Raw genomic sequence first — 20,023 nt, 5'->3', positions numbered from 1 at the left:
CCTGGCGAATCCGTCCGGCGATTTCGTCCTGCCCGAAATATCTCACTGGGGAGAACTGATGTCCTTCAACCATGCCCACTGGCAGCAGCGGCTCGACACTCTGCGCGCCGCCCGCGGCGTTCCGGGCGCCTCGCTGGCCGTGCTGGCCGGCGGAGAGGTGCACGAACTCGCGAGCGGCGTCCTGCACCGCGGGACCGGCGTCGAGGTCACCACCGACTCGGTGTTCCTGTCCGGCTCGCTCGCGAAGACCTACACCGCGACCGTCGTGCTGAACCTGGTCGACGCGGGCGCGCTGGACCTCGACACCCCGATCGTCAAGCTGCTGCCGGAATTCGCGACGCCGGACCCGGCCGCCACCGAGCAGATCACCGTCCGGCAGCTGCTCAGCCACACCGGCGGCCTGACCTGCGATTTCACTTACGACTCCGGCCGCGGCGACGACTGCCTCGCCCGCTACGTCGAGGCCGCCGCCGGGGTGGCGCTGGACTGCCCGCCCGGCACCGCGCTGTCCTACAGCAGCGTCGGGTACGCCGTGCTGGGCCGGGTCATCGAGGTCGTGACCGGCAAGACGTGGGACCAGGCGGTGAAAGACCTGCTGTTCGCCCCGCTCGGGCTGGAGCACTCGATGACCCTGCCCGAGGAAGCTCTGCGCTTCCGCGTGGCGATGAGCCATCTCGGCGAGGAACCCACGCCCGCCTGGGATTTGATGCCGCGTTCAGCCGGACCGTACGGCCGCGTCATCATCTCCGCTGGCGATGTCGCACGCTTCGCGAAGATGCACCTGGACGGCGGGGTCGCGGCCGATGGTACGCGCGTGCTGTCCAGTGACGCGGTCGAGCTGATGCAGCGCCGGGTAGTCGACAGCCCGGACAAGTGGACCGTTTCCGCCGACGGCTGGGGCCTCGGATGGACGCTCTACGACTGGAACGGCGTCGCCGGGTTCGGACATGACGGCAGTTCCGTCGCGCAGCATTCGTTCCTGCGAGTGGTGCCGCACGCCGGAGTGGCGGTCGTGCTGCTGACCAACGGCGGCGACTTCGACCGGCTGTATCACGAGCTGTTCAGCGAACTGCTGCGCGAACTGGCCGACGTTGAGATGCCAGCGCCGTTCGCGCCGCCGATCAACCCGCCCGCAGTGGATATCACGCCGCTGGTCGGGACATACGTGCGGGAAGGCGTGCTCACTACAATCAGCCGGGCTGATGACGGCACAGCGCGGATCAGGTACGAGTTCGTGGACGGGATGAAGGACCTGTCGCCGCCGTTGGAAGCGGAACTGGTGCCGGTGACCGAAACGGTGTTCGCCGCTTGCGGGGAAAACTTCGGCGCGAACCCGGTGCCGGTGGTCTTCGCGAAACTCGCCGACGGGAGCCCGTGTGTCTACATTGGAATGCGCGCTACGCCGAAAACCTCATGACAGCAACCGCTGTTCCTTGGCCACCGCGACCGCACCGGCCCGGGTGTCCACGCCGAGTTTCTCGTAAATCCGCCCCAAATGCGTCTTCACCGTCGCCTCGCTGATGAACAGCCGTCGCGCGATTTCCCGGTTCCCCAATCCCTGCGCGAGTTGTTCGAGAATGTCCCGCTCGCGGTCGGTGAGCGTCGGCCGCGGTGCACGCAACTGGGCCATCATCCGGTCGGCCACCGGCGGCGACAACGCTGTGCGTCCCGCCGCGGCCGACCGGATCGCCGCGTACAACTCGTCGGCGGACTCGGCCTTGAGCAAGTATCCCGTAGCACCGGCCTCAATAGACCGCGTGATGTCGGCGTCGGTGTCATATGTGGTCAGCACCAGCACTCGCGGCGGCGTCGGAGTCGAGCGGAGCCGCCGGATCGCCTCGACGCCGTCCATTCCGTCGCCCAGTTGCAGATCCATCAGAACCACATCCGGCCGCAACGCGGCGGCGAGGTTGAGCGCCTCCTGCCCCGTCGCCGCTTCGCCGACGACTTCGATCCCGCCCGCGCCGGCCAGCAACGCGCGCAGCCCGGCCCGGACCATGGCGTGGTCGTCGCAGAGCACGACGCGGATGGGCTGATCGTCAGACATGGTCGGGTCCCAACGGGATCGCGGCCGAGATGGCGGTGCCCTGCCCGGGCGCGGATTCGACGGTCAACCGGCCGCCGAGCTGCGTCGCCCGCGCGCGCATGGCGGGCAGGCCGTGGCCGCGGCCGTCGGCGCTCGGGGCAGCCGGGTCGAAACCCCGGCCGTCGTCGGTGATGTCCAGCACGACCTCATCGTCCAGGTAGGTGAGGGTGAGCGCCACTTCCGACGCGTCCGCGTGTTCGCGCGCGTTGGCCAGCGCGCCCTGCGCGATCCGGACCAAAGTGGACTGCACCCGGCTCGGCAACGGCCGCGCGGGCCCGTCGACCTGGACCCGCACCGGCCGCGGTTCGCGTTCGGCGACGTTGCGCAGCGCTTCCTCGACCGAGTGCCCGTCGAGATCGGCCGGGGCCAGGTCTTGCACGAGACCGCGGGCTTCGGCCAGGTTTCGCGTGCCGATCTGTTGTGCCGCATGCAAATGCTCGCGCGCCAGGTCCGGGTCGGCCCACGCGCGGTCGGCCGCTTGCAGCAGCATCGCTTGGCTGGACAGACCTTGCGCCAGTGCGTCGTGGATCTCGCGGGACAGCCGTTGCCGTTCGTCCAGCATTCCCGCGCGGCGCTCGGTTTCCCGCAGCCGCACCGCCTGCCGCCGCAGGTACGTGATCACCGCGGCGGTCACGGCGGCGACGGCGACCGGCACGATGGTCAGGTTCGGGTCGAAGCCGCTCGCGAGCCGGTTCTGGGAGAGCACCACCAGCGCGGTCACCAGCGTCACCAGCACCAACGCGGGTCCGGTGGGCAGGGTGCGGAGGCCGGTGACGAACAGCGGGACCGCGCACCACGCGAAACTCGGCGCGAGCAGCACGAGCACCACCCACAGCACGGTCACGACGGTCAGCCAGGCCAGATACGGCACGGTCACCTGCTCCGGACCGGTCACCCGCAGCACCAGGCCGACCGCGTAGACCGCGGCGAGGCAGCCGGTCAGCGCGATGACCCACGGCGCGGCCGGTTCGCCGTGATGGTGGTCGAGGAAGCGCACGATCGACGCGACCAGCAGCAGGAAGAACGCCGTGTGCATGGTCGCGGCCAGCCACCGCGCGTCCCGATCAGTCATCGCCACCTCCGTTTCGGTCCGCTGTGGAGCCTGACCTGTGCGAACCCGGCCGGCATCAGCCGATCGGATGACCTGAGTGTCGGCCGTTCCGCGCCGCGAGGCGAGCCGAGACTCCGATCCGGTTAAGGGGGTCCTGGCCGCACGATGAATGCATCAAGCCGGACAAGCCAAGGAGCACCCGATGAAGAACTTCACCGCCAAGACCCGCATCGCCACCGTCGTCGGCGGCCTCGCCGTGATCGGAGCCGCCACCACCGGCGCGCTGGCCGCCAACGCCGCCACCCCGGCCGCGTCGGCCGCCCCCGCCGCCGCTCCGGCTCAGGCCGCGCCGAAGGGTCTGGTCCAGACCACTCACCTGTCGATCGCCGCCGCGCAGAAGGCCGCGCAGGCCGCGCTCACCGCCGCCGAGAAGGCGGGCCAGCACGTGTCGGTCGCGGTGGTCGACCGCGACGGCAACACCATCGTCACGCTGCGCGGCGACGGCGCCGGTCCGCAGTCGTACTCGTCGGCCGAGGAGAAGGCGTTCACCGCGGTTTCGTGGAACGCCAAGACCTCCGAGCTGACCGGCCGGCTGCAGCAGGCCCCGACCCTGAAGGACATCAAGGGCACCCTGTTCCTCGCCGGAGCGGTCCCGGTGGACGCGAACAACGCCCCGATCGCGGCGGTCGGCGTGGCCGGTGCGCCGTCCGGTGCGCAGGACGAGAGCTTCGCGCAGGCCGGGGTGGACGCACTCGGCAAGTAACACCTGCGGGGACGACCGGTGGTCCGGTTCTGGCTCGGCGGGTCTCGTCGGCGACGGCGAGGCCCGCTGGCCGGTCTTTGCTTGGGCCCGGCGGTTCGGGCCTGGCTGGATTCCCGAGCCGTTCACGAGGTCCGTGCAGCGCCGTATCGCAGTCCGTCCAGCAGGACCTCGGTGATCCGGACCGCCTCGTCCTTCCAGCCCTCCGCGACGCGCATCCCGCAAATCCCGCCGAGCGCGCGCAGCACAGTGCGTCCGCCGATGTCAGCGCGGAGCGTTCCGGCCGCGGCACCGGCGTCGAGCAACTCGTCGAGCGCACCCGCCATCTGCGCTCGGGCGTCCTCGAACACCGGCGAATCCGTCGCCATGATGCTCTCCAGCGCGACCGCCATCCCCTTGCCGACCGCCGCGTGATCCACCAGCCCCAGCAGGAAATACCTCAACGCCTCGTCCGGCGCGTACTGCTCAAGCAGTTGAGATGGCAGAGCGCACAACTGGTCGACTTCCTGCCGGTAGACCTCCTCCACGAGAGCTTCGCGCGTCTCGAAATGCCGGTAGAGCGTGCCGACTGCGACCCCGGCCCGCTTGGCGATTTCGTCGACATGCGCGTCGGCCTCTCCGGCGAGGAACGCTTCCCGCGCGGCAGCGAGGAGCGCATCGCGGTTGCGTCGCGCGTCGGCGCGCAACGGACGGGTGGACGGCACCAGCACCTCCATAAGATGAGTCCGGTTCAGTTTAGTGTATCGTTTCCGGAGTCAGACTCACCTTAGTGCGGGAGCGATGCCATGACAGTTCCGGACGAGGGTCTCGCGGGCCTCCGCGTGCTGGTCACCGGCGGCAGCCGTGGGCTAGGCGCCGCAACGGTCCGCCGCTTCGCCGCCGCGGGTGCGACCGTGTTGACGGCTTCGCGCAGCGCACCGCCGGACGATCTGCCCGCGACCTTCCTCCCCGCAGACCTCTCGACCGAAGCTGGCGCGGCGGAACTCGGCCGCCGGGTGACCGAGAGCGTCGGCGGGGTCGATGTGCTGGTCAACAACGCGGGAGCGGCGACCGATCCCTCGCCGACGCTCGAGCGGAGCGACGAATCCTGGCTCGCCGACCTGGAGATGAACCTGCTCAGCGCCGTTCGCCTCGATCGCGCGCTGGTGCCGGGGATGGTCGAACGCGGGTCCGGTGTCGTCGTGCACGTGTCGTCGATCGCGAGTCACCTGCCGCAGCGCGGCGAAGCCCCTTACGCGGCGGCGAAGGCCGCGCTCAATGTGTACAGCCGTTCGCTGGCGACGGAGGTCAGCGCGCAGGGCGTGCGGGTCGTGTGCGTGCTGCCGGGGTTTGTGGTCACCGAGGGTGCGACCGCGCATCTTCAGCAGATCGCGTCGCGAGAAGGCGTTGGGGTGGACGAGATTCAGCAGCAGATCGTGGACCGGCTGGACGTGCCGATGGGGCGGCCCGGCGACCCGTCGGACGTGGCGGAGATGATCGCGTTTCTCGCGTCCAGCCGGGCGAAATGGTTGACCGGAGCGGAATTCCGGGTCGACGGCGGGATCATCCCGGCAGTCTGACCGCAGTGACGGAGGGAGTTTCCGATGGACTTGAAGCTTGGCGCGGTGATCATCGACGCGGCGTCGCTTGAGGAGGAGAGCGTGTTCTGGCATCGCCTGCTCGGCGGTTCGGTTGCTACGACAGACACGCACCACTTCCTGCGGGCTAAGGGTTTTCCGGTGCTGGTGATTCAGCACGCCGCCGGACAGGTGCCGCCGGAATGGCCGGACGGGACGTCGCAGCAGATGCACCTGGACGTCACCGCGGATGATCTTGCCACCGCGGAAAAGCTGGCGCTGGAGGCGGGCGCGCGTCGGCTTTCCGGCCACGTGTATGCGAGTCCCGCGGGGCATCCGTTCTGCCTTCGGCAGGCTTGAAGCTCCGATAGGCTCGGCGGATGAGTCAACCCGCCTTGTCGTTCGGCGCGGCGGCGTCGGCGTATGCCGAGCATCGCCCGGACTACGCGGAGGCCGCGGTGCGATGGGCACTCGACGCGGCACCCGGGCCTCGGGTGCTCGACCTCGGCGCGGGCACCGGGAAACTCACCGCCGCGCTGGGCGCCGACGTGATCGCGGTCGAGCCGGACCCGGCGATGCTCGGCGAACTCCGTCGCGCGCTGCCGGACGTCCGCGCCGAACGAGGCAGTGCCGAAGCGATCCCGCTGCCGGACGGGTCCGTCGACGCCGTGCTGTCCGGCAACGCGATGCATTGGTTCGACATGGCCGTCGCCGGACCGGAGATCACGCGAGTTCTTTCGCGCGGCGGGATTTTGGCCGGGTTGTGGAATGTCGTGGACGACCAGGTGGACTGGGTCGCCGAACTGGCGCGGGTCAGCGGCAGCGCGGCGATCGGGCCGCGCGACACCCCGTCGGGCTGGCGTGCCGCGACCGCGCATCTTCCGGAAGCCGGTTCGCCGGCCAGATTCGCATCGCCGGAGCGCGCCGAGTTCCCGCACGGTCAGGTCCGCACCGCGGAGACGTTGGTCGCGACTCTGTCCACTCGGGCCGGGATGCTGATGCTGCCGGAACCGGAGCGGTCCGCGGCGCTTGACCGGATCCGGGCTTTCCTCGCGGAACGGCCGGAGACCGCGTCCGGGACGTTCACGCTGCCGATGTCGACTTGTGTACTGCGCGCTCAGCGGCTCTGAAACAACCATCGCAGCAGGGGTACCGGACGGGGAATCGGGCTGGCGATCGTCCGGCACTGGTCAACGACGGGTACACGGTGGTCGCCGCGATCCGTACCATCACCGGTTTGCTGAAGGACTTGGTGCCACGCGAGCAGCGCTGCCCAGCCTGCTCGAACGGCGAGGCACCGTGGTCAACATCAGTTCGGTGAACGCGAAGGTGCCACAGCCACGACTGATCGCTCAGGCGGCGGTACGAATCTGGGCAAGGCTTTGGCGGAGGAGTTCAGCGGCCGGGGCCTGCGAGTGAACACCGTCTCGCCCGGTCCGGTGTGGACTGACCGGTGGACCCGGTGACCAGCTCGCCCGGCGCGCGGGCGCCGAACTGGACGAGATCGCTGCGCTGGCGGTGTTCCTGGACTCCGGGAAGGTGGCGAACATGAGCGGCGCGGATCTCGTCGTCGACGGCGGGATGACGCAAACCGTCTGACGCCGAAGACCTAGCCGCCGAATCGCTTCACATAGTCCTCGACTATCGGCCGTTCCGGGGCGATGATGGTGTCCGGCAATCGGTCCAGCTCGAAGAACTCGTACCCGGTGATCTCCGTACCGTCCACCGCGACCTCGGTGTTCTCGACAGTCGCGGTGAAAGCGGCGGTCACGTTGTGGACCTCGTCGCCGTGCGGGTACCGGTAGAAGTACTCCGGTCCGGAGTAGACGCCCAGCAGTTCGAGATCCCTTACCACCAGGCCGATTTCTTCGCGCACCTCGCGGCGGCCAGCGTCCTCATAGGACTCTCCGGGGTCGAGGAATCCGCCGGGCAGGCCCCAGTCCTGGCTTTCCCCTCGGAACACCAGCAGCAGCCTGCCGCGCTCGTCGGCGATCAGCACCGACGTTCCGGGCAGGATCAGCGGGCGCGTGCCGACTAGTTCGCGCAGCTCGGCGATGTAGTTCATCAGCGGTCGGTACCTTCTTGGTCGGTTTCGGTCCCGCCGCGCGGGCGGAAGGCGACGATCGGCAGTTGCTGGACCATCCGGTGCCGCGCCGCGTCGGAGCCGTCATAGTGCCAGCCGAGCAGTTTGCTCAGCACCGGATGCAGGACTGGGCGCAGCAGCAGGTTTCGCCGTTCGTAGTCGGCGATGGCGTCGGCCGCTTCGGGTTCGTCGAGGATTCGGTGCTCAGGGACGAACTTCCGGCGGCCGATCGCGACCTCCGCAGCGGGGGCGGCTTGGATGTTGCGGTACCAATCCGACGACGGGCCCAACCCCGCGATGGCGAGTACTTCGTCGGCCTGAGGACGGAGGCCGATCACTTCCAGCACGGTCCGGTACTGCCGGCCGGATTTGCGGCCGACGTGGGTCAGGCACAGGAAACGCTTGCCCAGCAACCATCCCAGGTCGCGGCCGTACAGCTTCGCCGGCGCCTTGAAGACCGTGCGCGCTATCGGGTTCACGGTCGGACTCCTTCCCTCGCCGAATGGTGCAGGTTCGTGATGAGCGCGGTGGATTTCCCGGTCAAACTCCCGGCCACGAATCGGTCAATTCCGGGCAACCGGGCCAGTTTCAGCGCGAGCCGCCGCACCTGGAGCTGCGGTTTGCTGTCGGGGAGGAACCAGCGTGCGCCGTTGCGGGCGACTTGCTGTTTGTCTGCCGCGACGGGACGCCAGAGCCGTTCGTACTCCGCCAGTCCTTCGGGGACCGACGACGCTCGGTTCAGTTGATCTGCCAGCACGTACGCGCCTCCGATGCCCAGTGACGCGCCCTGTCCGGCCAGCAGCGACACCGCGTACGCCGCGTCGCCGACCAGCGTGACCCGTCCTTTGCTCCACGTTGGCATCTCAATCTGGGCGACCTGGTCGTAGTAGATCTCCTCGGACGGCGGACAGTGCGTCAACGCTTCCGGCACCAGCCAGCTCAGCGAACCGTAGGTGTCCAGCAGCGACGCCCGGATGTCGGCGGGCATGGCGGGGTCGGGCGTGCGATGGACGGCGAAAGCGGCGACCGTTCCGGCGCGCAGACCGTAGAAACCCATCTGCTTGCCGACGGTGTCGGTGAGGCAGAACCGTCCGGCGGCCGCCGCCTGGATCTCGGGCGACTTGAACAGGAACGCCGCGGTGTGAAAGCCAAGGTAGCGGAGGAACTGCGACTCCGCGCCGAACACCAGCCGCCGGACCGTCGAATGGATTCCGTCGGCACCGACCAGCAGATCGGCTTCCAGGACCGAACCATCCGAGAGAGTGGCCGCGACTCGGTCGCCGTCGTCCGCTACGGCGACTACCCCGCTGTCGTACCGAAACTCGACCTCAGCGGGCAGCGTCGCGCGCAATGCCTGTTCCAGATCCGGCCGCAGGACGCTCAGCAACCGGCCGCCGACGGTGCGCGCGAACTGGGCGAACTGAATCTCGGATCGACGCTTCCCTTGTGCGTCAACGAGAACCGCTTCGGAAATCGGGTACGCGACGTCCTTGATCGCGGGCAGCACTCCCATCGCCTCGGCCGCGTCGTAGCCGGTGCCGAAGAAGTCGATCATGTATCCCTGCGGGCGCGGGCCGGGCGACCGCTCGACCAGCGTCACCTCGTTGCCCAGCGCGGACAGCCGGTTCGCCGCGGCCAGCCCGGCGATGCCAGCGCCGCAGACCAGGATTCTCATCGCGTCCCCTTAAGGCTGAGTGACCAACCCGCGCAGCACGGCAGTGACCGCCGCCGGATCGCCGCCGGGGGCGAGGCCCCGGTGCAGCAGCAAGCCGTCGATGGCAGCCACCAGCACCTCCGTGGTCGCGTCCGGCTCGGGGACGCCGCGTTCGGCGAGCCAGCGGCTGACCTGCGCACGGAACGCCAGGAGCAGTCCTCCGATCTGGTCCCGCAGCTCGTCGTCGCGCCGCGCCGCCAGGTACGCCTCGACGAACAGCACCGACAACGGATCCACCCCGGTGTACGGCTCGACCGACCCGAACAGCGCGGTCACCAGGTCAGCCGGATTCTGCGTCGCGGCCAGCGCCGGGCCGACGCTCTCCAGCACCTCGCGCATCGCGTCGAGGACCGCCTCGCGCAGCAACGCCTGCAGGGACGGGAAGTGGTAGTGCACCACGCTCGACGTCACCCCGGCCCGCTCCGCCAGCACGCGGGTGCTCACCGCCGTCCACCCGCGTTCCGGCACCAGCTCCGCCGCCGCTGTCAGCAACCGCTGCCGTGCCTCTTGGCCGCGTGCCGCCGCCGGAGAACTCATCCCGCTCCCATACAGGTCGATCGCCCTGGCCAACTGCCCAGGTCGCTCGTACAGGGCGCTCGTCCTGTACGACTGCCCTGATCGTAGCGCGGCCCGTTGACCCAGGTAAAGCGGGTGATCGAAGACTCACCTGAAGGCGGGAGGCGGCGGCGATGTCCGGTCCGTCCTCTAGCGTCTGGCGCTCACCTAGTCGAGGTGACCGCGGTGCGTGAGCCAGCGCAGCGTGCGTTACGCCGTGACCGGAGCGCTTTTCCGGGGAGCTAGCGGCCAGCTGAGGTCAGCTCCGCCGCCCGCTCCCGGATCCGCGGCCGGACGGTGAACCCGCTCGGCTTCAGCGTCAACGATTCGACGATCTTCAGCTCGTACGCCGGATCCGCCTCGAAGTCGCAGCGCTGCAGCATAATTCCCAACGCCAGCACCGCTTCATGCAACGCGAACTGGCGGCCGATGCACGCCCGTTCCCCGGTGCCGAACGGTTTGTACGCCTGAGCCGGACGCTTCCGCACCTCCGCCGGTTCGAAGCGATCCGGGTCGAATTTCTCCGGATCCGGCCCCCAGACCGTCGGGTCGCGGTGGAGCATCGGCAGCGGAACGATGATCGAATCGCCCTTGCGCATCCGGTATTTTCCGCCCAGCACAAGGTCTTCGCGGGCTTCCCGGGAGTAGCCGGGCGCGGTCGGCCACAGCCGCATCGCCTCGTCGAGGACGCGCCGGACGTACCGCAGCTTCGCGACGTCGCCGAAGCCCGGTTCGCGATCGCCCCACACCGCGTCGACCTCGGCGCGAGCCTTCGCCAGCAGCTCGGGATGCCGCGTCAGGTAATACAGCGCGAACGACAGCGCGCCAGACGTCGTCTCGTGACCCGCGACCACGAAAGTGATGGCCTGGTTGCGAATGTTCACCGGGTCGAGCTTCTCCCCAGTCATCGGGTGCCCGTCGGTGAGCATCAACCCGAGCAGGTCACGCGCTTCGCCGCCTTCCCGGCGACGGCTCTCGATGACCTCGTCGACCAGGTTCGTCATGGTCGCGATGTCAGCCTGATTCTGCGCGACCGACCCGGCCAGCGCGCGCCGCACGAACGGAAGCTTGACGTTGTCCAGCTGCGCGAACCGCAACGCACGGATCATCGCGGTGACGAACGGATGCGGTTCGGCCCGCTCGAACGACCCGAACCGGTACCCGAACCCGGCGAGACCGATCGTCTCGAGGGTCAGCCGAGTCATGTCGGCCGCGACGTCGACCGGCCCGGTCGCGCGGTCCCAAGACGCGGTCAGCTCGCGGGCGACCTCGAGCATCATCGAGTGGTAACGGCGCATGGCCTCGGCGGAGAACGCCGGCTGCAGAATGTCGTGTGCGAGCCGCCAGTTCGGCTCGCGCGTGTGCGCGGTGAACAACCCGTCGCCGACGACCCCGCGCAACCGCTCGACGCCGAGGCCCACGTGCTTGCCGAACCTCGACTCGTCGTTCAGTTCGGTGACCAGGTCGATCCCGCAGGCGAACACGATCTCGAGCCCGAAGAACTTACGGGTGAAAATCGGCCCGAGCCCCGCGCCGGCGCGCATGGTGCTCTGCAACGGCGTGCGCACATTGGTCCCGACCAGGTCCCCAAGCACCGGCAACCGGCCGGGCCGGTGCGGAATCGCGGCGGTGTCCACAGTTCGCTCCCTACTGAACCCACATCCAATAGGGTCACCATCCCCCGCTACTGAACCGGTGTCAAGTAAGCTGGGACGATGCGGACGCGCCTGACCACCGAACAGCGGCGCGAACAGCTGCTGACCATCGGCGCAGGCCTGTTCGCGGGACGCCCGTACGACGAGGTGTGGATCGAAGAAGTAGCCGAAATCGCCGGCGTCTCGCGCGGCTTGCTGTACCACTACTTCCCCACGAAGAAGGACTTCTTCGCCGCTATCGTCCGCGGGCAGCGCGACCAGCTGCTGGCGATGAGCGAACCCGACCCCGCGCTGCCGGTGGCCGAGCAGCTGCGCGCCGGGCTGGAGGTGTACCTGGAATTCGCCCGCACCCATCCGGACGGCTACCGCATCGTGCACCGCAGCGCGGGCGACGCGGATCGGGAAATCCGGGAGATCTGCGAGGCCGGGATGACAGCGAACGCCGAGCGGATTTTGGCAGCGGTGAGGTTGCTGCGGCCGGTGACCGCTACTACGCAGCTGGCGGTTCGGGGGTGGCTTTCGTTTGTGGCGACGTTGATTTTGGACTGGCTGGACGAGCCCAAGATCAGCACGGAGGAGCTGCGGGATCTTTGCGCGCGAACTCTTTTCGCTGCGGTTGACGTGGATCCCGACACGATCTGACGCGGTGGGCCCGAGTTCGTGAGGGGAACCCTCATTGACTCTGATTCCCTCAGGGTTCCCCTCACGACCCGCCGATGTCCGTGAGGGACCCCTTCACGTACTTAGATTCCCTCAAGGAGCCCTTCACGGACGGCCCCACCCGTCTCGCACGTGGAGCGTGCTTTCGCCCGCGCCGCGCGCAAGAGCTCGTCGCCGTCGCCGTCGCGATGCGCCCAATGCTGCGGTGGGTGCATCCCACGCACCGACCGCGGCGTTCGCTGTATCCCGCGCACCCAATCCGACGTTCGGCGCATCCCATGCACCCAACGCGGCATTCGGTACATCCCAGGCCCCCAACGCGGCATTCGGTGCATCCCACGCCCCCAACGCGGCATTCGGTGCATCTGACGCACCCAATGCCACATTGGGGCGCCAACGCCCGCCACTCACCAACTGCAGCCGATGCACCCACCCAAGGCAGCCACACCCCCCGCACCCCGATACGAAGCCAAAAACACGGCGCGGAGGTGCTTGTCAAGGCATCTTTCCCGCCTTGACAAGCACCTCCGCGCCGTAGTCACACTCAGCTTCGGGGTGCCCACCGCACCGCTCAGAGCAATGTCGCCGCCAGGCGACGAGCCGAAACCCAGCAACTCAGAGAGTCACCACAACCTCATCCCCCACCACCCGAACCGGAACCCCTCGCAACCCCACCCGAGCATCCGCCGGATGCCGCCCAGTCAAGACATCGAACTCGAACCCATGCCAAGGACAAACAATATTCCGATCAGCCGGATGAAACGCAGGCCCGGCACTCTTCCGATCCTCCCGAACCGGCTGAATCGTCCGCGGCATGATCTTCCCCTGGCAAACCGGCCCGCCCTGATGCGGACACACGTTATGCCAAGCCCGCACCTCCCCGGCATGGAAATAAAGTCCCACTTCCAGCCCGTCAACCTCCACCACGATCCGTTCGCGCGCCTGGAGATCCGCCAGACCGGCAACGACAACATCACGCTGAACCGCGCTCATTCGGCCCTCCGGTACCAGATCGCCATGTCGAAAAGGTTCACATCCGCGGCGTCCAGCAACGCAGTCACCAGAACAACAGTCTCCGTCGCAGTCAGCGCATCCTCACGAATCGGCCAGGCGATCTTGCCGACCCGGTCAGTCTTGGCGGAGAACAGCCGAGCCGCCGCATACAACAAGTCCGCGATTTCTTCGTCACCAACCGAAGCAGCCCGGTCCTCCGAGACGATCCGGGAGGTCAACTCGCCCAACTGAGATACCAGCGTAGTCAGTTCAGACATCACGAAACCCCAGGACGGTCATGGAGCACACTGTGCGCAGCGGGCTTCCGGCGATCAGTGGGCAGATTGAAAACGCGCGCCGCGTTGAGGCCGAGAATGTTGCGCTTAGCCTGCTCCGACAAGAAGGGCAGCCGCGTAATAGTCGAAGGCGCATCCCAATCCCAATGCGGCCAATCCGACGAATACAACAACTGCGTCTCCGCGTTGAACGCCTTCATCCCAGCCTCCAGCAACTCCATGCTGGTCCGCTCCATCGGCTGGCTCGTATACCACATATCCTTCATGTACTCACTAGGCAGCCGATTCAACCCAGGAGCCTCACTAGGCCGCATCAGCACCTCGTGGTCAAGCCGCTGCATGAGGAACGGAATCCACGCCAACCCGCTCTCGACCCACACCATCTTCAGCCGAGGGAACCGCTCCGGCATGGCGTTGATGATCCAGTTGGTCACATGAATCTGGTTGTAATGCGTAAACGACAACGCATGCATCGACAGGAACCGGTTCAGCTGCGCGAAAGAAGGGTCGCCCCAGTGGTACCCGGAGTGGAACGCGAGCGGCTTCCCGCTGTCCTCGATCAGCTTGTACAGCCTGGTATAGACATCCGAATGGACCGGATTGTTGCGCGTCGAACACACCGTATACCCGATAATCCCGTCGTCATCGGCATACTTCTCGACCAGCTCCTCGCAAACCTCAGGCGTGTTGTACGGCAAGTACAACATCCCCTTGAGCCGGTCATCCTGCGGCAGAACGACTTCAGTCAGCCACCGGTTGAACGCCCGCCCGAGCACGACCTCGATCTCATCCTGCGGATGCATGCCCAGCAGCAACATCGCACTCGGAAAGACGACCTGGTAGTCCAGTCCCATCGCGTCCATGCCGCGCCGGGCGGCGGCAACGAACGGATGCCCGGACACGCCGTCGAGCGGCTCCTTGCGCCCCTGATGCCCGATCCGTCCACCAACGCTCTGATGTGACATACCAGGCTGGATGTTCAGCAGCGCGTTGTTCCCAGCGAACTTGCCGAACTGATCCATCCCGATCTGCCGCCACACATCGTTGTCGATGAGTTCCAGCACCTCGCCCCAGAAGTGATCCTCCGAGACGTGCGCGTCGATGTCGACGATGAAGTAGTCGTCGTACTCCCGCTCGGCCTGTTTGGTCGCGTGGGCGAGGACGTCACGGGTGTCGGTGCGCCCGCCGATCTCGGCGAGTTCCCGGATCCGCGGCCCGTCGGAACGCGGCGTATTCAAGGGCACGGATTCTTCCCTTCGTCCGGCGTCAGCGGGGCGCGACGGCGGCATCGGTCATCGTGGTCAGGTAGTCGTCGTCAGCGGGAGCCGCGTTCTCGTGCGGGATGACGACAGCGCGGTCCGGGCTCACCGCGAAAGTGTGTTCCTCGCCGGCAGTCGGGACGGTTTCCGCGGACAGCTCAGCCGTTTCGGTCCGCACCCGCATCGGGAGCCCGTCCGCGCGGACGAGGAGGTTGACGGCACTGCCCAGATAAGTAGTGCGCTCAACAGTTCCCCGGAACCGACCCACACCAGAACCATCCGGAGACAGCCGAGCGTGCGCCGCACGGAACGCGATGTCAGCCCGGTCTCCCAAGGACACATCACCGGTCGCAATCCCCGAGAAGACCAGCGAGGTGTCGTCCACGCTCACCTCAGCAGTCTTCCCGTGCACACCAGTGACGGTCCCGGGCAGGATGTTCTGAAAGCCCATGAAATCCGCGACATAAGCCGAATTCGGCCGGTCGTACAGGTCGCTCGGCGTACCGGACTGGACGATGACGCCCTCGCTCATCACGATGATCCGGTCGGACAGCGTGATCGCTTCCTCCTGGTCGTGCGTCACGTAGACCGACGTCGTCTCGAACCGGTTGTGCAGGGAGCGCACCTGCTGGCCCATCTGGTACCGCAGTTTGCTGTCCAAATTGGACAGCGGCTCGTCGTAAAAGATGATCCCCGGCCGGGCGGCCAGCGCACGGGCGAGTGCCACGCGCTGCTGCTGACCGCCCGACAGGGCGGTGACCGGACGCTTCCCGAGGTCGGAAAGGCCAACCGCGTCAAGCATTTCCTGCACCCGCTGCGCCCGCTCCCGGCCAGGCATCCGCGCGACCTTCAGCGGGTACGCGACATTGTCCGTGACGTTCAGGTGCGGCCAAAGCGCATAGCTCTGGAACACCATCCCGACCCGGCGCTTGTCCGCGGGCACGAACGTGCGCCGCGCGGTGTCGACCACGACCCGGTCGCCCATGACGATCCGGCCCGAGGTCGGCCGCTCCAGCCCGGCCAGGCAGCGCAACGTCGTCGTCTTGCCGCAGCCCGAAGGGCCGAGCAGCGTCACGAACTGCCCGGACTCGATCGTCAGATCCAGTTCGTGCAGCGCGGCCTTCGCGCCGTACTTCTTGGTGAGTCCGGATACCTGGACCTCGGTCATCGTGACCTGCGCTTTCTCTTCGGCCGGGAGGCGAGGCGTTACTTCTTGAAGGCCTGGGTGATGAAGTCGAAGTAGGGCTTGTTGAACGCGGGGTCCGGGTTCGAGAACGGCAACCGCGGCAGCTTGTCCAGCGACGGCAGACCCGCCGGGCCGGGCGCGGTCGGCGTGCGGCCGTAGGAGTTGTCCTTCTCGGCCAAGGCTTTCTGGCCTTCCGGCGAATACAGCCAGTTGACGTACAGCTGCGCGGCCTCGGCGTGCGGCGCCTTGTTGATCACACACAGCGCCGAGCGCGCCATGTAGTTTCCGCCGTCCTCGAGCGGGAACACCATGTCGATCGGCGCGCCCTTCTGCTTCTGCGCCTCGAAGTAGCCCTGGTATACCGCGATGCCTACCGGGAACCGGCCGCTGGAGACATCAGTGGGCACCATCTGTTCCGACTGCGAGATCTGCAGGTCCTGCGCGGCGAGCTTCTCCAGATAGGAGCGGCCCCACTTCTTCTCGTTCTCGGGCAGCATCAGCGATTCGAGGATGTAGCGGATGCCGCCGGGCACGGTCATGTCGCCGACCGCGATCTTGCCCTTCCACTTCGGGTCGAGCAGGTCGTGCCAGTTCTTCGGCGCGTCCTGCTTCTGCACCTGGTCGGTGTTGTAGACGAATCCGAAGTAGCGCAAGGCGAAGTAGGTGAGCCTGCCGTCGTTGTCGGTCGGGACCTTGAACCCGGGGTCGGCGGTGCGCACGTCCGCGGGCGTGCAGATGTTCGGCTTCGCGGCCGCCTGCGGGGATTCGCCGCCGACGTAGATGTCCGCGATCCGGTTCCCGCTCTGCGCCTCGGTGTCGAGCTTGGTGAGGATCTGCGCGTCGGCCTGGTCCTGCGGGAGCAGCTTGATCCCGGGGAAGCGCTTGGTGAAAACATCGTTCATCGCCTGGTTCGCGGTCACCCCGGGCCCGTACAGCACAAGCTGCGTGTGGTTGGCCGCGAAGGCCTTGTCGTACAGCTCGTTCATATATTTGTTGGCCGCGGCTGACGCGCCAGGAACCTCAACTGGAGTACTCGACTTCGTCGCGCCCGCGGACGCGCAGGCGGTGAGCGAGGCGAGCAGGCCGGCGGTGAGCGCCAGCGCCGGTGCGCGCAGTTTCGTACGGGAGAACTTCATTGTTCTTCCTCTCGGGTCAGGGGGTGAGACGGGAGAGCGGACCTGCGGAACGGTCGCGGCCGAGGATCCGGCCGCCGAGCTTGACGGACACCGCGGCGAGCGCCAGCACGACGAACGCGGCGATCAGGATGATCATGAACAGCGCCGCGCCCCGGGACATCTCGCCGGTGAGGAACTGCTGGAAAGCGGTCAGCGACACGGGTTCCAGGCCCGGCGGGGCCAGCAGCATCGGCACGGCGAGGTTGCCCGAGATGAACAGCGCGGAGAGGAACCAACCGGCCAGGAAGCTCGGGATGACCAGGCGCAGCACGATGGTCACCAGCACCCGGCCCGCGCTCGCGCCGGACATCCGGCCGGCTTCCTCCAGTTCGGGCGACAGCTGGGCCAGCGCGCCCTCGGCGATCCGGCTGGAGACCGGGATCGTCGCGACGACCAGCACGAGCGTCATCAGGAACGCCGACCCGTAGAGCCCGCGGAAGGCCGGGAGGTAGAGCACGGCGAACATGTAGGCGAGGCCGAGCACGACGCCGGGCAGCGCCCACGGGATCCAGACCGCGAACGAGGTGTAGCTCCGCAGGAATCCCCGGCGCCGCGCGGTGACGTAGGTGGTGAGCAGTGCGATCGCGATCGAGCCGAAGCCGCCGATGACCGCGAGCCACGCGGTGAGCGCCAGGCTCGAGCTGAACTGCGGGTCGGTGAGCATCGTGACGTAGTTGTCCAGCGTCAGGCCGGTGCTCATCACCCCGAAGATCGGCTGGAGGCTGCCGAGCACCATCGCGAACAGCGGCAGCAGGAAGTTCAGCAGCACCACCACGACGATCAGCGCGGACAGCACCCAGCGGACCGGGCCCAGCTCCTGCGGATCGCGCCGCGACGTCTTGCCGGTGAGCGTGGTGAAGCTGCGGCCGCGCAGCATCCAGCGCTGGGCGAGGAACAGCAGCAGCACCAGCAGGATCAGCACGAGCGACAGCGCGAACGCCTTGGTGTACTCGGCTGGCGCCTCATCCCGGACGTAGTGGTATATCTGCGTCGAGAACACGTAAATGCCCGCCTGGCGGCCTATCAGCTGCGGTCCGTCGAACGACTGGAACACCAGCACCGCGATCAGCAGGGCCGCGCCGGTGATCGCCGGGCCGACCGACGGGATGGTGATGGTGAAGAACGTCCGCACCGTTCCCGCGCCGCTGATCGCCGCGGCCTCGTCGAGCGACTGGTCCCGGTTCTTGAACGCGCCGAGCAGCAGCAGGTACGCGAACGGCATGTAGCCGAGCGACGTCAGCAGGATCAGCCCGCCCCAGCCCTGGATGTTGATCAGCGGCCCGTGCGTGCCGAGCGAGCGGCCGTGCTGGTTAAGCAGGCCGTTCTGCGCGTTGCCGAGCATGATCCAGCCGAGGGTGTGGAACAGCGGCGGGACGAACAGGTTGATCACCATGATCGGCGTGAGCAGCTTGCGGCCGGGGACGTTCGTATTGGCCGCGATCCAGGCGAACAGCCCGCCGCCCGCCACCGAAATCGTGCCGCACACGACGACCAGCACGATCGAATTCCACAGCGTGTGCCAGGTTTCCGGGGCCTCGAACGCCGCGAGCAGGCCGCTCATCGTGAACGGCATGTTGTCCGAGGGCAGCCCGTCGCGGAAGGCGCCGAGCACGATCATCGCCACGGGATAGACGAAAATCAGCGTGAGTCCGGCGAGCAGGGTCGCTTTGAGCACACCGCCGGTCACCGAGCGGCGCATCGATGCCCGCCGGTCGTGCTCGAATAGGCGCTCGGTCACTGCACCGTTCCTTCCTGCGAGCGATCGGTTACCCGCCGCGTGAACGAACCGCTCCGTCCGTCCTGCCGGTTAGCGTAAGAACTCGGGTGCGGCGGCTCATCGAGCGGCTCTCCGAAGTCCTCCCGGTTTCCTCCGACACGGTGTCGGAGGAAACCGCTGATCAGATAAGGGCGGCGAGCACTGCGTCGTTCTCTTCGGGCAGCCCGATCGTCACGCGTGCGCCGCCCGCCTTCGGGAACGGCCGGGCGAGCACGCCGCGAGCCTCCAAACGGGACAGAAGCTCGGCCGCATCCCCAGGCAGGAAAAGGAAATTCGCCTGGCTCGGCACATACGCGACGTTCGCTGCCTTCAACGCGGCTTCGACGCGAGCGCGCTCGGAGACGATGACAGCGGTTCTTTCCTTCGCTACAGCCAATCCTTCCGCGCTCAACGCCGCGATGACCGCCGCCTCGGCCACGCTGTTGAGCGCGAACCCGACGGACGTACGGCGCAGTGCTTCCGCGATCCGCGGCGCCGCAGCGGCGTAACCGACGCGGATTCCCGCCAAACCGTGCGCTTTGGACAGTGTCCGCAGCAGCACGAGATTCTCGAACTCGTCGAGCAATCCGACAGTCGCGTCCAGTGGTTCGGCAGACACGAACTCGCGGTACGCCTCGTCGACAACAACCAGCACGCTCGACGGGACGCTTTTCAGGAAGTCGCGGATATCCTCGACCCCGCGCAGCCCGCCGGTCGGGTTGTTGGGATTGCAGAGGTAGACAATGCGGGTTTCCGGGCCGACCGCGGCGAGCATCGCGTCGAGATCCATCGCGCCGTTCGCGTCGAGACCGACCTCTGCGGACTCGGCGCCGGCCAGCGAAAGCGCCGCCGCATACGCCTCGAAGGACGGTGCCGGGCGCACCCCGTGCACGCCGGGTTCGCAGACGAGCCGAGCGAGCGCGTGCAGCAGAGTGCCGGATCCGTTGTCGATCGCGATGCGCCCCGCGTCCAGCCCCATCGCCTCGGCGACGGCGGCACGTGCCGCGGCGCGGTGGTAATCGGGGTAGCGGTGGGCATTCCGGGCCGCCTCGGTCATGGCGGCGACGATGACGTCGGCGGGCGCCCACGGCATTTCGTTCTGTGACAAGCGGATCGGCGGCTGCGCACCGCGGGACGAGCGATCGGGGGCGGCGAGCACGCGGTCGACCACACTGCGGAGCTCCAGCAGCATGCATCCTCCTCAAGCCGGACGATTAACTGTAATGAATATACATAAT

At 67.6% G+C, this 20,023-nt stretch carries 21 protein-coding genes; 6 read left to right on the top strand and 15 right to left on the bottom strand.

All coding sequences use genetic code 11. The features are described from left to right. Positions 1-58: 58 nt before the first annotated feature. Positions 59-1,417 (top strand): serine hydrolase domain-containing protein, encoded by a 1,359-nt coding sequence (locus AB5I40_RS38395; protein ID WP_370935059.1) that lies wholly within the window; start codon positions 59-61, stop codon positions 1,415-1,417. Here the strand turns inward: AB5I40_RS38395 and AB5I40_RS38390 are convergent. Next, positions 1,412-2,047, bottom strand: a complete 636-nt coding sequence (locus AB5I40_RS38390) for a response regulator (RefSeq protein WP_370935058.1) — start codon at positions 2,045-2,047, stop codon at positions 1,412-1,414. The genes AB5I40_RS38395 and AB5I40_RS38390 overlap by 6 nt on opposite strands. Then, positions 2,040-3,158 (bottom strand): sensor histidine kinase, encoded by a 1,119-nt coding sequence (locus AB5I40_RS38385; protein ID WP_370935057.1) that lies wholly within the window; start codon positions 3,156-3,158, stop codon positions 2,040-2,042. The genes AB5I40_RS38390 and AB5I40_RS38385 overlap by 8 nt, the downstream gene beginning before the upstream one ends. Positions 3,159-3,339: 181 nt before the next feature. Between AB5I40_RS38385 and AB5I40_RS38380 the strand changes: the two genes are divergently transcribed. Continuing rightward, on the top strand, positions 3,340-3,900 hold the full coding sequence (locus AB5I40_RS38380) for a heme-binding protein (RefSeq protein WP_370935056.1): 561 nt from the start codon (positions 3,340-3,342) through the stop codon (positions 3,898-3,900). Positions 3,901-4,022: 122 nt separating this feature from the next. Here the strand turns inward: AB5I40_RS38380 and AB5I40_RS38375 are convergent, their stop codons facing one another. Further along, a complete protein-coding gene (locus AB5I40_RS38375; RefSeq protein WP_370935055.1) occupies positions 4,023-4,601 on the bottom strand; it encodes a TetR/AcrR family transcriptional regulator in 579 nt (192 codons plus the stop codon). An 81-nt stretch (positions 4,602-4,682) separates the two neighbouring features. On the opposite strand from AB5I40_RS38375, the gene AB5I40_RS38370 reads away from it, so the two are divergent. From AB5I40_RS38370 to AB5I40_RS38360, 3 genes are read left to right on the top strand one after another with little or no spacing between them, the layout of a single operon-like run. Then, a complete protein-coding gene (locus AB5I40_RS38370) occupies positions 4,683-5,456 on the top strand; it encodes an oxidoreductase (RefSeq protein WP_370935054.1) in 774 nt (257 codons plus the stop codon). Positions 5,457-5,480: 24 nt separating this feature from the next. Then, the gene (locus tag AB5I40_RS38365; protein ID WP_370935053.1) at positions 5,481-5,813 is read left to right on the top strand and encodes a VOC family protein; all 333 of its coding nucleotides are present in this window, start codon (positions 5,481-5,483) and stop codon (positions 5,811-5,813) included. Between the two features lie 20 nt (positions 5,814-5,833). After that, on the top strand, positions 5,834-6,583 hold the full coding sequence (locus tag AB5I40_RS38360; RefSeq protein WP_370935052.1) for a class I SAM-dependent methyltransferase: 750 nt from the start codon (positions 5,834-5,836) through the stop codon (positions 6,581-6,583). 479 nt (positions 6,584-7,062) lie between these two features. Here AB5I40_RS38360 and AB5I40_RS38355 read toward each other — a convergent pair whose 3' ends face one another. The 5 genes from AB5I40_RS38355 to AB5I40_RS38335 all read right to left on the bottom strand — a co-directional run bounded on the left by AB5I40_RS38355 (position 7,063) and on the right by AB5I40_RS38335 (position 11,442). Further along, positions 7,063-7,518, bottom strand: a complete 456-nt coding sequence (locus AB5I40_RS38355; protein ID WP_370935051.1) for an NUDIX hydrolase — start codon at positions 7,516-7,518, stop codon at positions 7,063-7,065. Further along, positions 7,518-8,015 (bottom strand): nitroreductase family deazaflavin-dependent oxidoreductase, encoded by a 498-nt coding sequence (locus AB5I40_RS38350; RefSeq protein ID WP_370935050.1) that lies wholly within the window; start codon positions 8,013-8,015, stop codon positions 7,518-7,520. The genes AB5I40_RS38355 and AB5I40_RS38350 overlap by 1 nt, the downstream gene beginning before the upstream one ends. Next, positions 8,012-9,211 carry an FAD-dependent monooxygenase gene (locus AB5I40_RS38345; RefSeq protein WP_370935049.1) on the bottom strand — a complete coding sequence of 400 codons (1,200 nt, stop codon included), beginning with the start codon at positions 9,209-9,211 and terminating at the stop codon, positions 8,012-8,014. The genes AB5I40_RS38350 and AB5I40_RS38345 overlap by 4 nt, the downstream gene beginning before the upstream one ends. Positions 9,212-9,220: 9 nt before the next feature. Then, the gene (locus tag AB5I40_RS38340; RefSeq protein WP_370935048.1) at positions 9,221-9,787 is read right to left on the bottom strand and encodes a TetR/AcrR family transcriptional regulator; all 567 of its coding nucleotides are present in this window, start codon (positions 9,785-9,787) and stop codon (positions 9,221-9,223) included. A gap of 260 nt (positions 9,788-10,047) precedes the next feature. Continuing rightward, complete coding sequence (locus AB5I40_RS38335; protein WP_370935047.1) at positions 10,048-11,442, bottom strand: cytochrome P450; 1,395 nt, start codon at positions 11,440-11,442, stop codon at positions 10,048-10,050. 78 nt (positions 11,443-11,520) lie between these two features. Here AB5I40_RS38335 and AB5I40_RS38330 point away from each other — a divergent pair, with 78 nt between their 5' ends. After that, entirely contained in the window at positions 11,521-12,102 is a 582-nt protein-coding gene (locus AB5I40_RS38330) for a TetR/AcrR family transcriptional regulator (RefSeq protein WP_370935046.1), read from the top strand. 633 nt (positions 12,103-12,735) lie between these two features. Here the strand turns inward: AB5I40_RS38330 and AB5I40_RS38325 are convergent. From AB5I40_RS38325 to AB5I40_RS38295, 7 genes are all read right to left on the bottom strand, one after another. Next, positions 12,736-13,113 (bottom strand): Rieske (2Fe-2S) protein, encoded by a 378-nt coding sequence (locus AB5I40_RS38325; protein WP_370935045.1) that lies wholly within the window; start codon positions 13,111-13,113, stop codon positions 12,736-12,738. Beyond that, positions 13,110-13,391 carry a hypothetical protein gene (locus tag AB5I40_RS38320; protein ID WP_370935044.1) on the bottom strand — a complete coding sequence of 94 codons (282 nt, stop codon included), beginning with the start codon at positions 13,389-13,391 and terminating at the stop codon, positions 13,110-13,112. The genes AB5I40_RS38325 and AB5I40_RS38320 overlap by 4 nt, the downstream gene beginning before the upstream one ends. Then, the gene (locus AB5I40_RS38315; RefSeq protein WP_370935043.1) at positions 13,391-14,653 is read right to left on the bottom strand and encodes an amidohydrolase family protein; all 1,263 of its coding nucleotides are present in this window, start codon (positions 14,651-14,653) and stop codon (positions 13,391-13,393) included. The genes AB5I40_RS38320 and AB5I40_RS38315 overlap by 1 nt, the downstream gene beginning before the upstream one ends. Positions 14,654-14,675: 22 nt before the next feature. Beyond that, entirely contained in the window at positions 14,676-15,836 is a 1,161-nt protein-coding gene (locus AB5I40_RS38310; protein ID WP_370935042.1) for an ABC transporter ATP-binding protein, read from the bottom strand. Between the two features lie 38 nt (positions 15,837-15,874). Beyond that, entirely contained in the window at positions 15,875-16,990 is a 1,116-nt protein-coding gene (locus AB5I40_RS38305) for an ABC transporter substrate-binding protein (protein WP_370935041.1), read from the bottom strand. A 16-nt stretch (positions 16,991-17,006) separates the two neighbouring features. Beyond that, a complete protein-coding gene (locus tag AB5I40_RS38300; protein ID WP_370935040.1) occupies positions 17,007-18,767 on the bottom strand; it encodes an ABC transporter permease in 1,761 nt (586 codons plus the stop codon). A 160-nt stretch (positions 18,768-18,927) separates the two neighbouring features. Next, complete coding sequence (locus AB5I40_RS38295) at positions 18,928-19,977, bottom strand: histidinol-phosphate transaminase (protein WP_370935039.1); 1,050 nt, start codon at positions 19,975-19,977, stop codon at positions 18,928-18,930. Between the last annotated feature and the right edge of the window lie 46 nt (positions 19,978-20,023).

Source organism: Amycolatopsis sp. cg13 (genome assembly GCF_041346965.1).
In the GTDB taxonomy this organism is placed as follows: domain Bacteria; phylum Actinomycetota; class Actinomycetes; order Mycobacteriales; family Pseudonocardiaceae; genus Amycolatopsis.
The sequence above is the reverse complement of the archived record's forward strand: the minus strand, read 5'-3'. Positions and strand labels throughout refer to the sequence as shown.

Coding starts and splice junctions, on each gene's coding strand:
- AB5I40_RS38340 (WP_370935048.1), bottom strand. CDS start 9,787: ATGAGTTCTCCGGCGGCGGCACGCGGCCAAGAGGCACGGCAGCGGTTG.
- AB5I40_RS38305 (WP_370935041.1), bottom strand. CDS start 16,990: ATGAAGTTCTCCCGTACGAAACTGCGCGCACCGGCGCTGGCGCTCACC.
- AB5I40_RS38355 (WP_370935051.1), bottom strand. CDS start 7,518: ATGAACTACATCGCCGAGCTGCGCGAACTAGTCGGCACGCGCCCGCTG.
- AB5I40_RS38325 (WP_370935045.1), bottom strand. CDS start 13,113: ATGAGCGCGGTTCAGCGTGATGTTGTCGTTGCCGGTCTGGCGGATCTC.
- AB5I40_RS38310 (WP_370935042.1), bottom strand. CDS start 15,836: ATGACCGAGGTCCAGGTATCCGGACTCACCAAGAAGTACGGCGCGAAG.
- AB5I40_RS38330 (WP_370935046.1), top strand. CDS start 11,521: ATGCGGACGCGCCTGACCACCGAACAGCGGCGCGAACAGCTGCTGACC.
- AB5I40_RS38380 (WP_370935056.1), top strand. CDS start 3,340: ATGAAGAACTTCACCGCCAAGACCCGCATCGCCACCGTCGTCGGCGGC.
- AB5I40_RS38295 (WP_370935039.1), bottom strand. CDS start 19,977: ATGCTGCTGGAGCTCCGCAGTGTGGTCGACCGCGTGCTCGCCGCCCCC.
- AB5I40_RS38360 (WP_370935052.1), top strand. CDS start 5,834: ATGAGTCAACCCGCCTTGTCGTTCGGCGCGGCGGCGTCGGCGTATGCC.
- AB5I40_RS38365 (WP_370935053.1), top strand. CDS start 5,481: ATGGACTTGAAGCTTGGCGCGGTGATCATCGACGCGGCGTCGCTTGAG.
- AB5I40_RS38370 (WP_370935054.1), top strand. CDS start 4,683: ATGACAGTTCCGGACGAGGGTCTCGCGGGCCTCCGCGTGCTGGTCACC.
- AB5I40_RS38390 (WP_370935058.1), bottom strand. CDS start 2,047: ATGTCTGACGATCAGCCCATCCGCGTCGTGCTCTGCGACGACCACGCC.
- AB5I40_RS38395 (WP_370935059.1), top strand. CDS start 59: ATGTCCTTCAACCATGCCCACTGGCAGCAGCGGCTCGACACTCTGCGC.
- AB5I40_RS38320 (WP_370935044.1), bottom strand. CDS start 13,391: ATGTCTGAACTGACTACGCTGGTATCTCAGTTGGGCGAGTTGACCTCC.
- AB5I40_RS38345 (WP_370935049.1), bottom strand. CDS start 9,211: ATGAGAATCCTGGTCTGCGGCGCTGGCATCGCCGGGCTGGCCGCGGCG.
- AB5I40_RS38385 (WP_370935057.1), bottom strand. CDS start 3,158: ATGACTGATCGGGACGCGCGGTGGCTGGCCGCGACCATGCACACGGCG.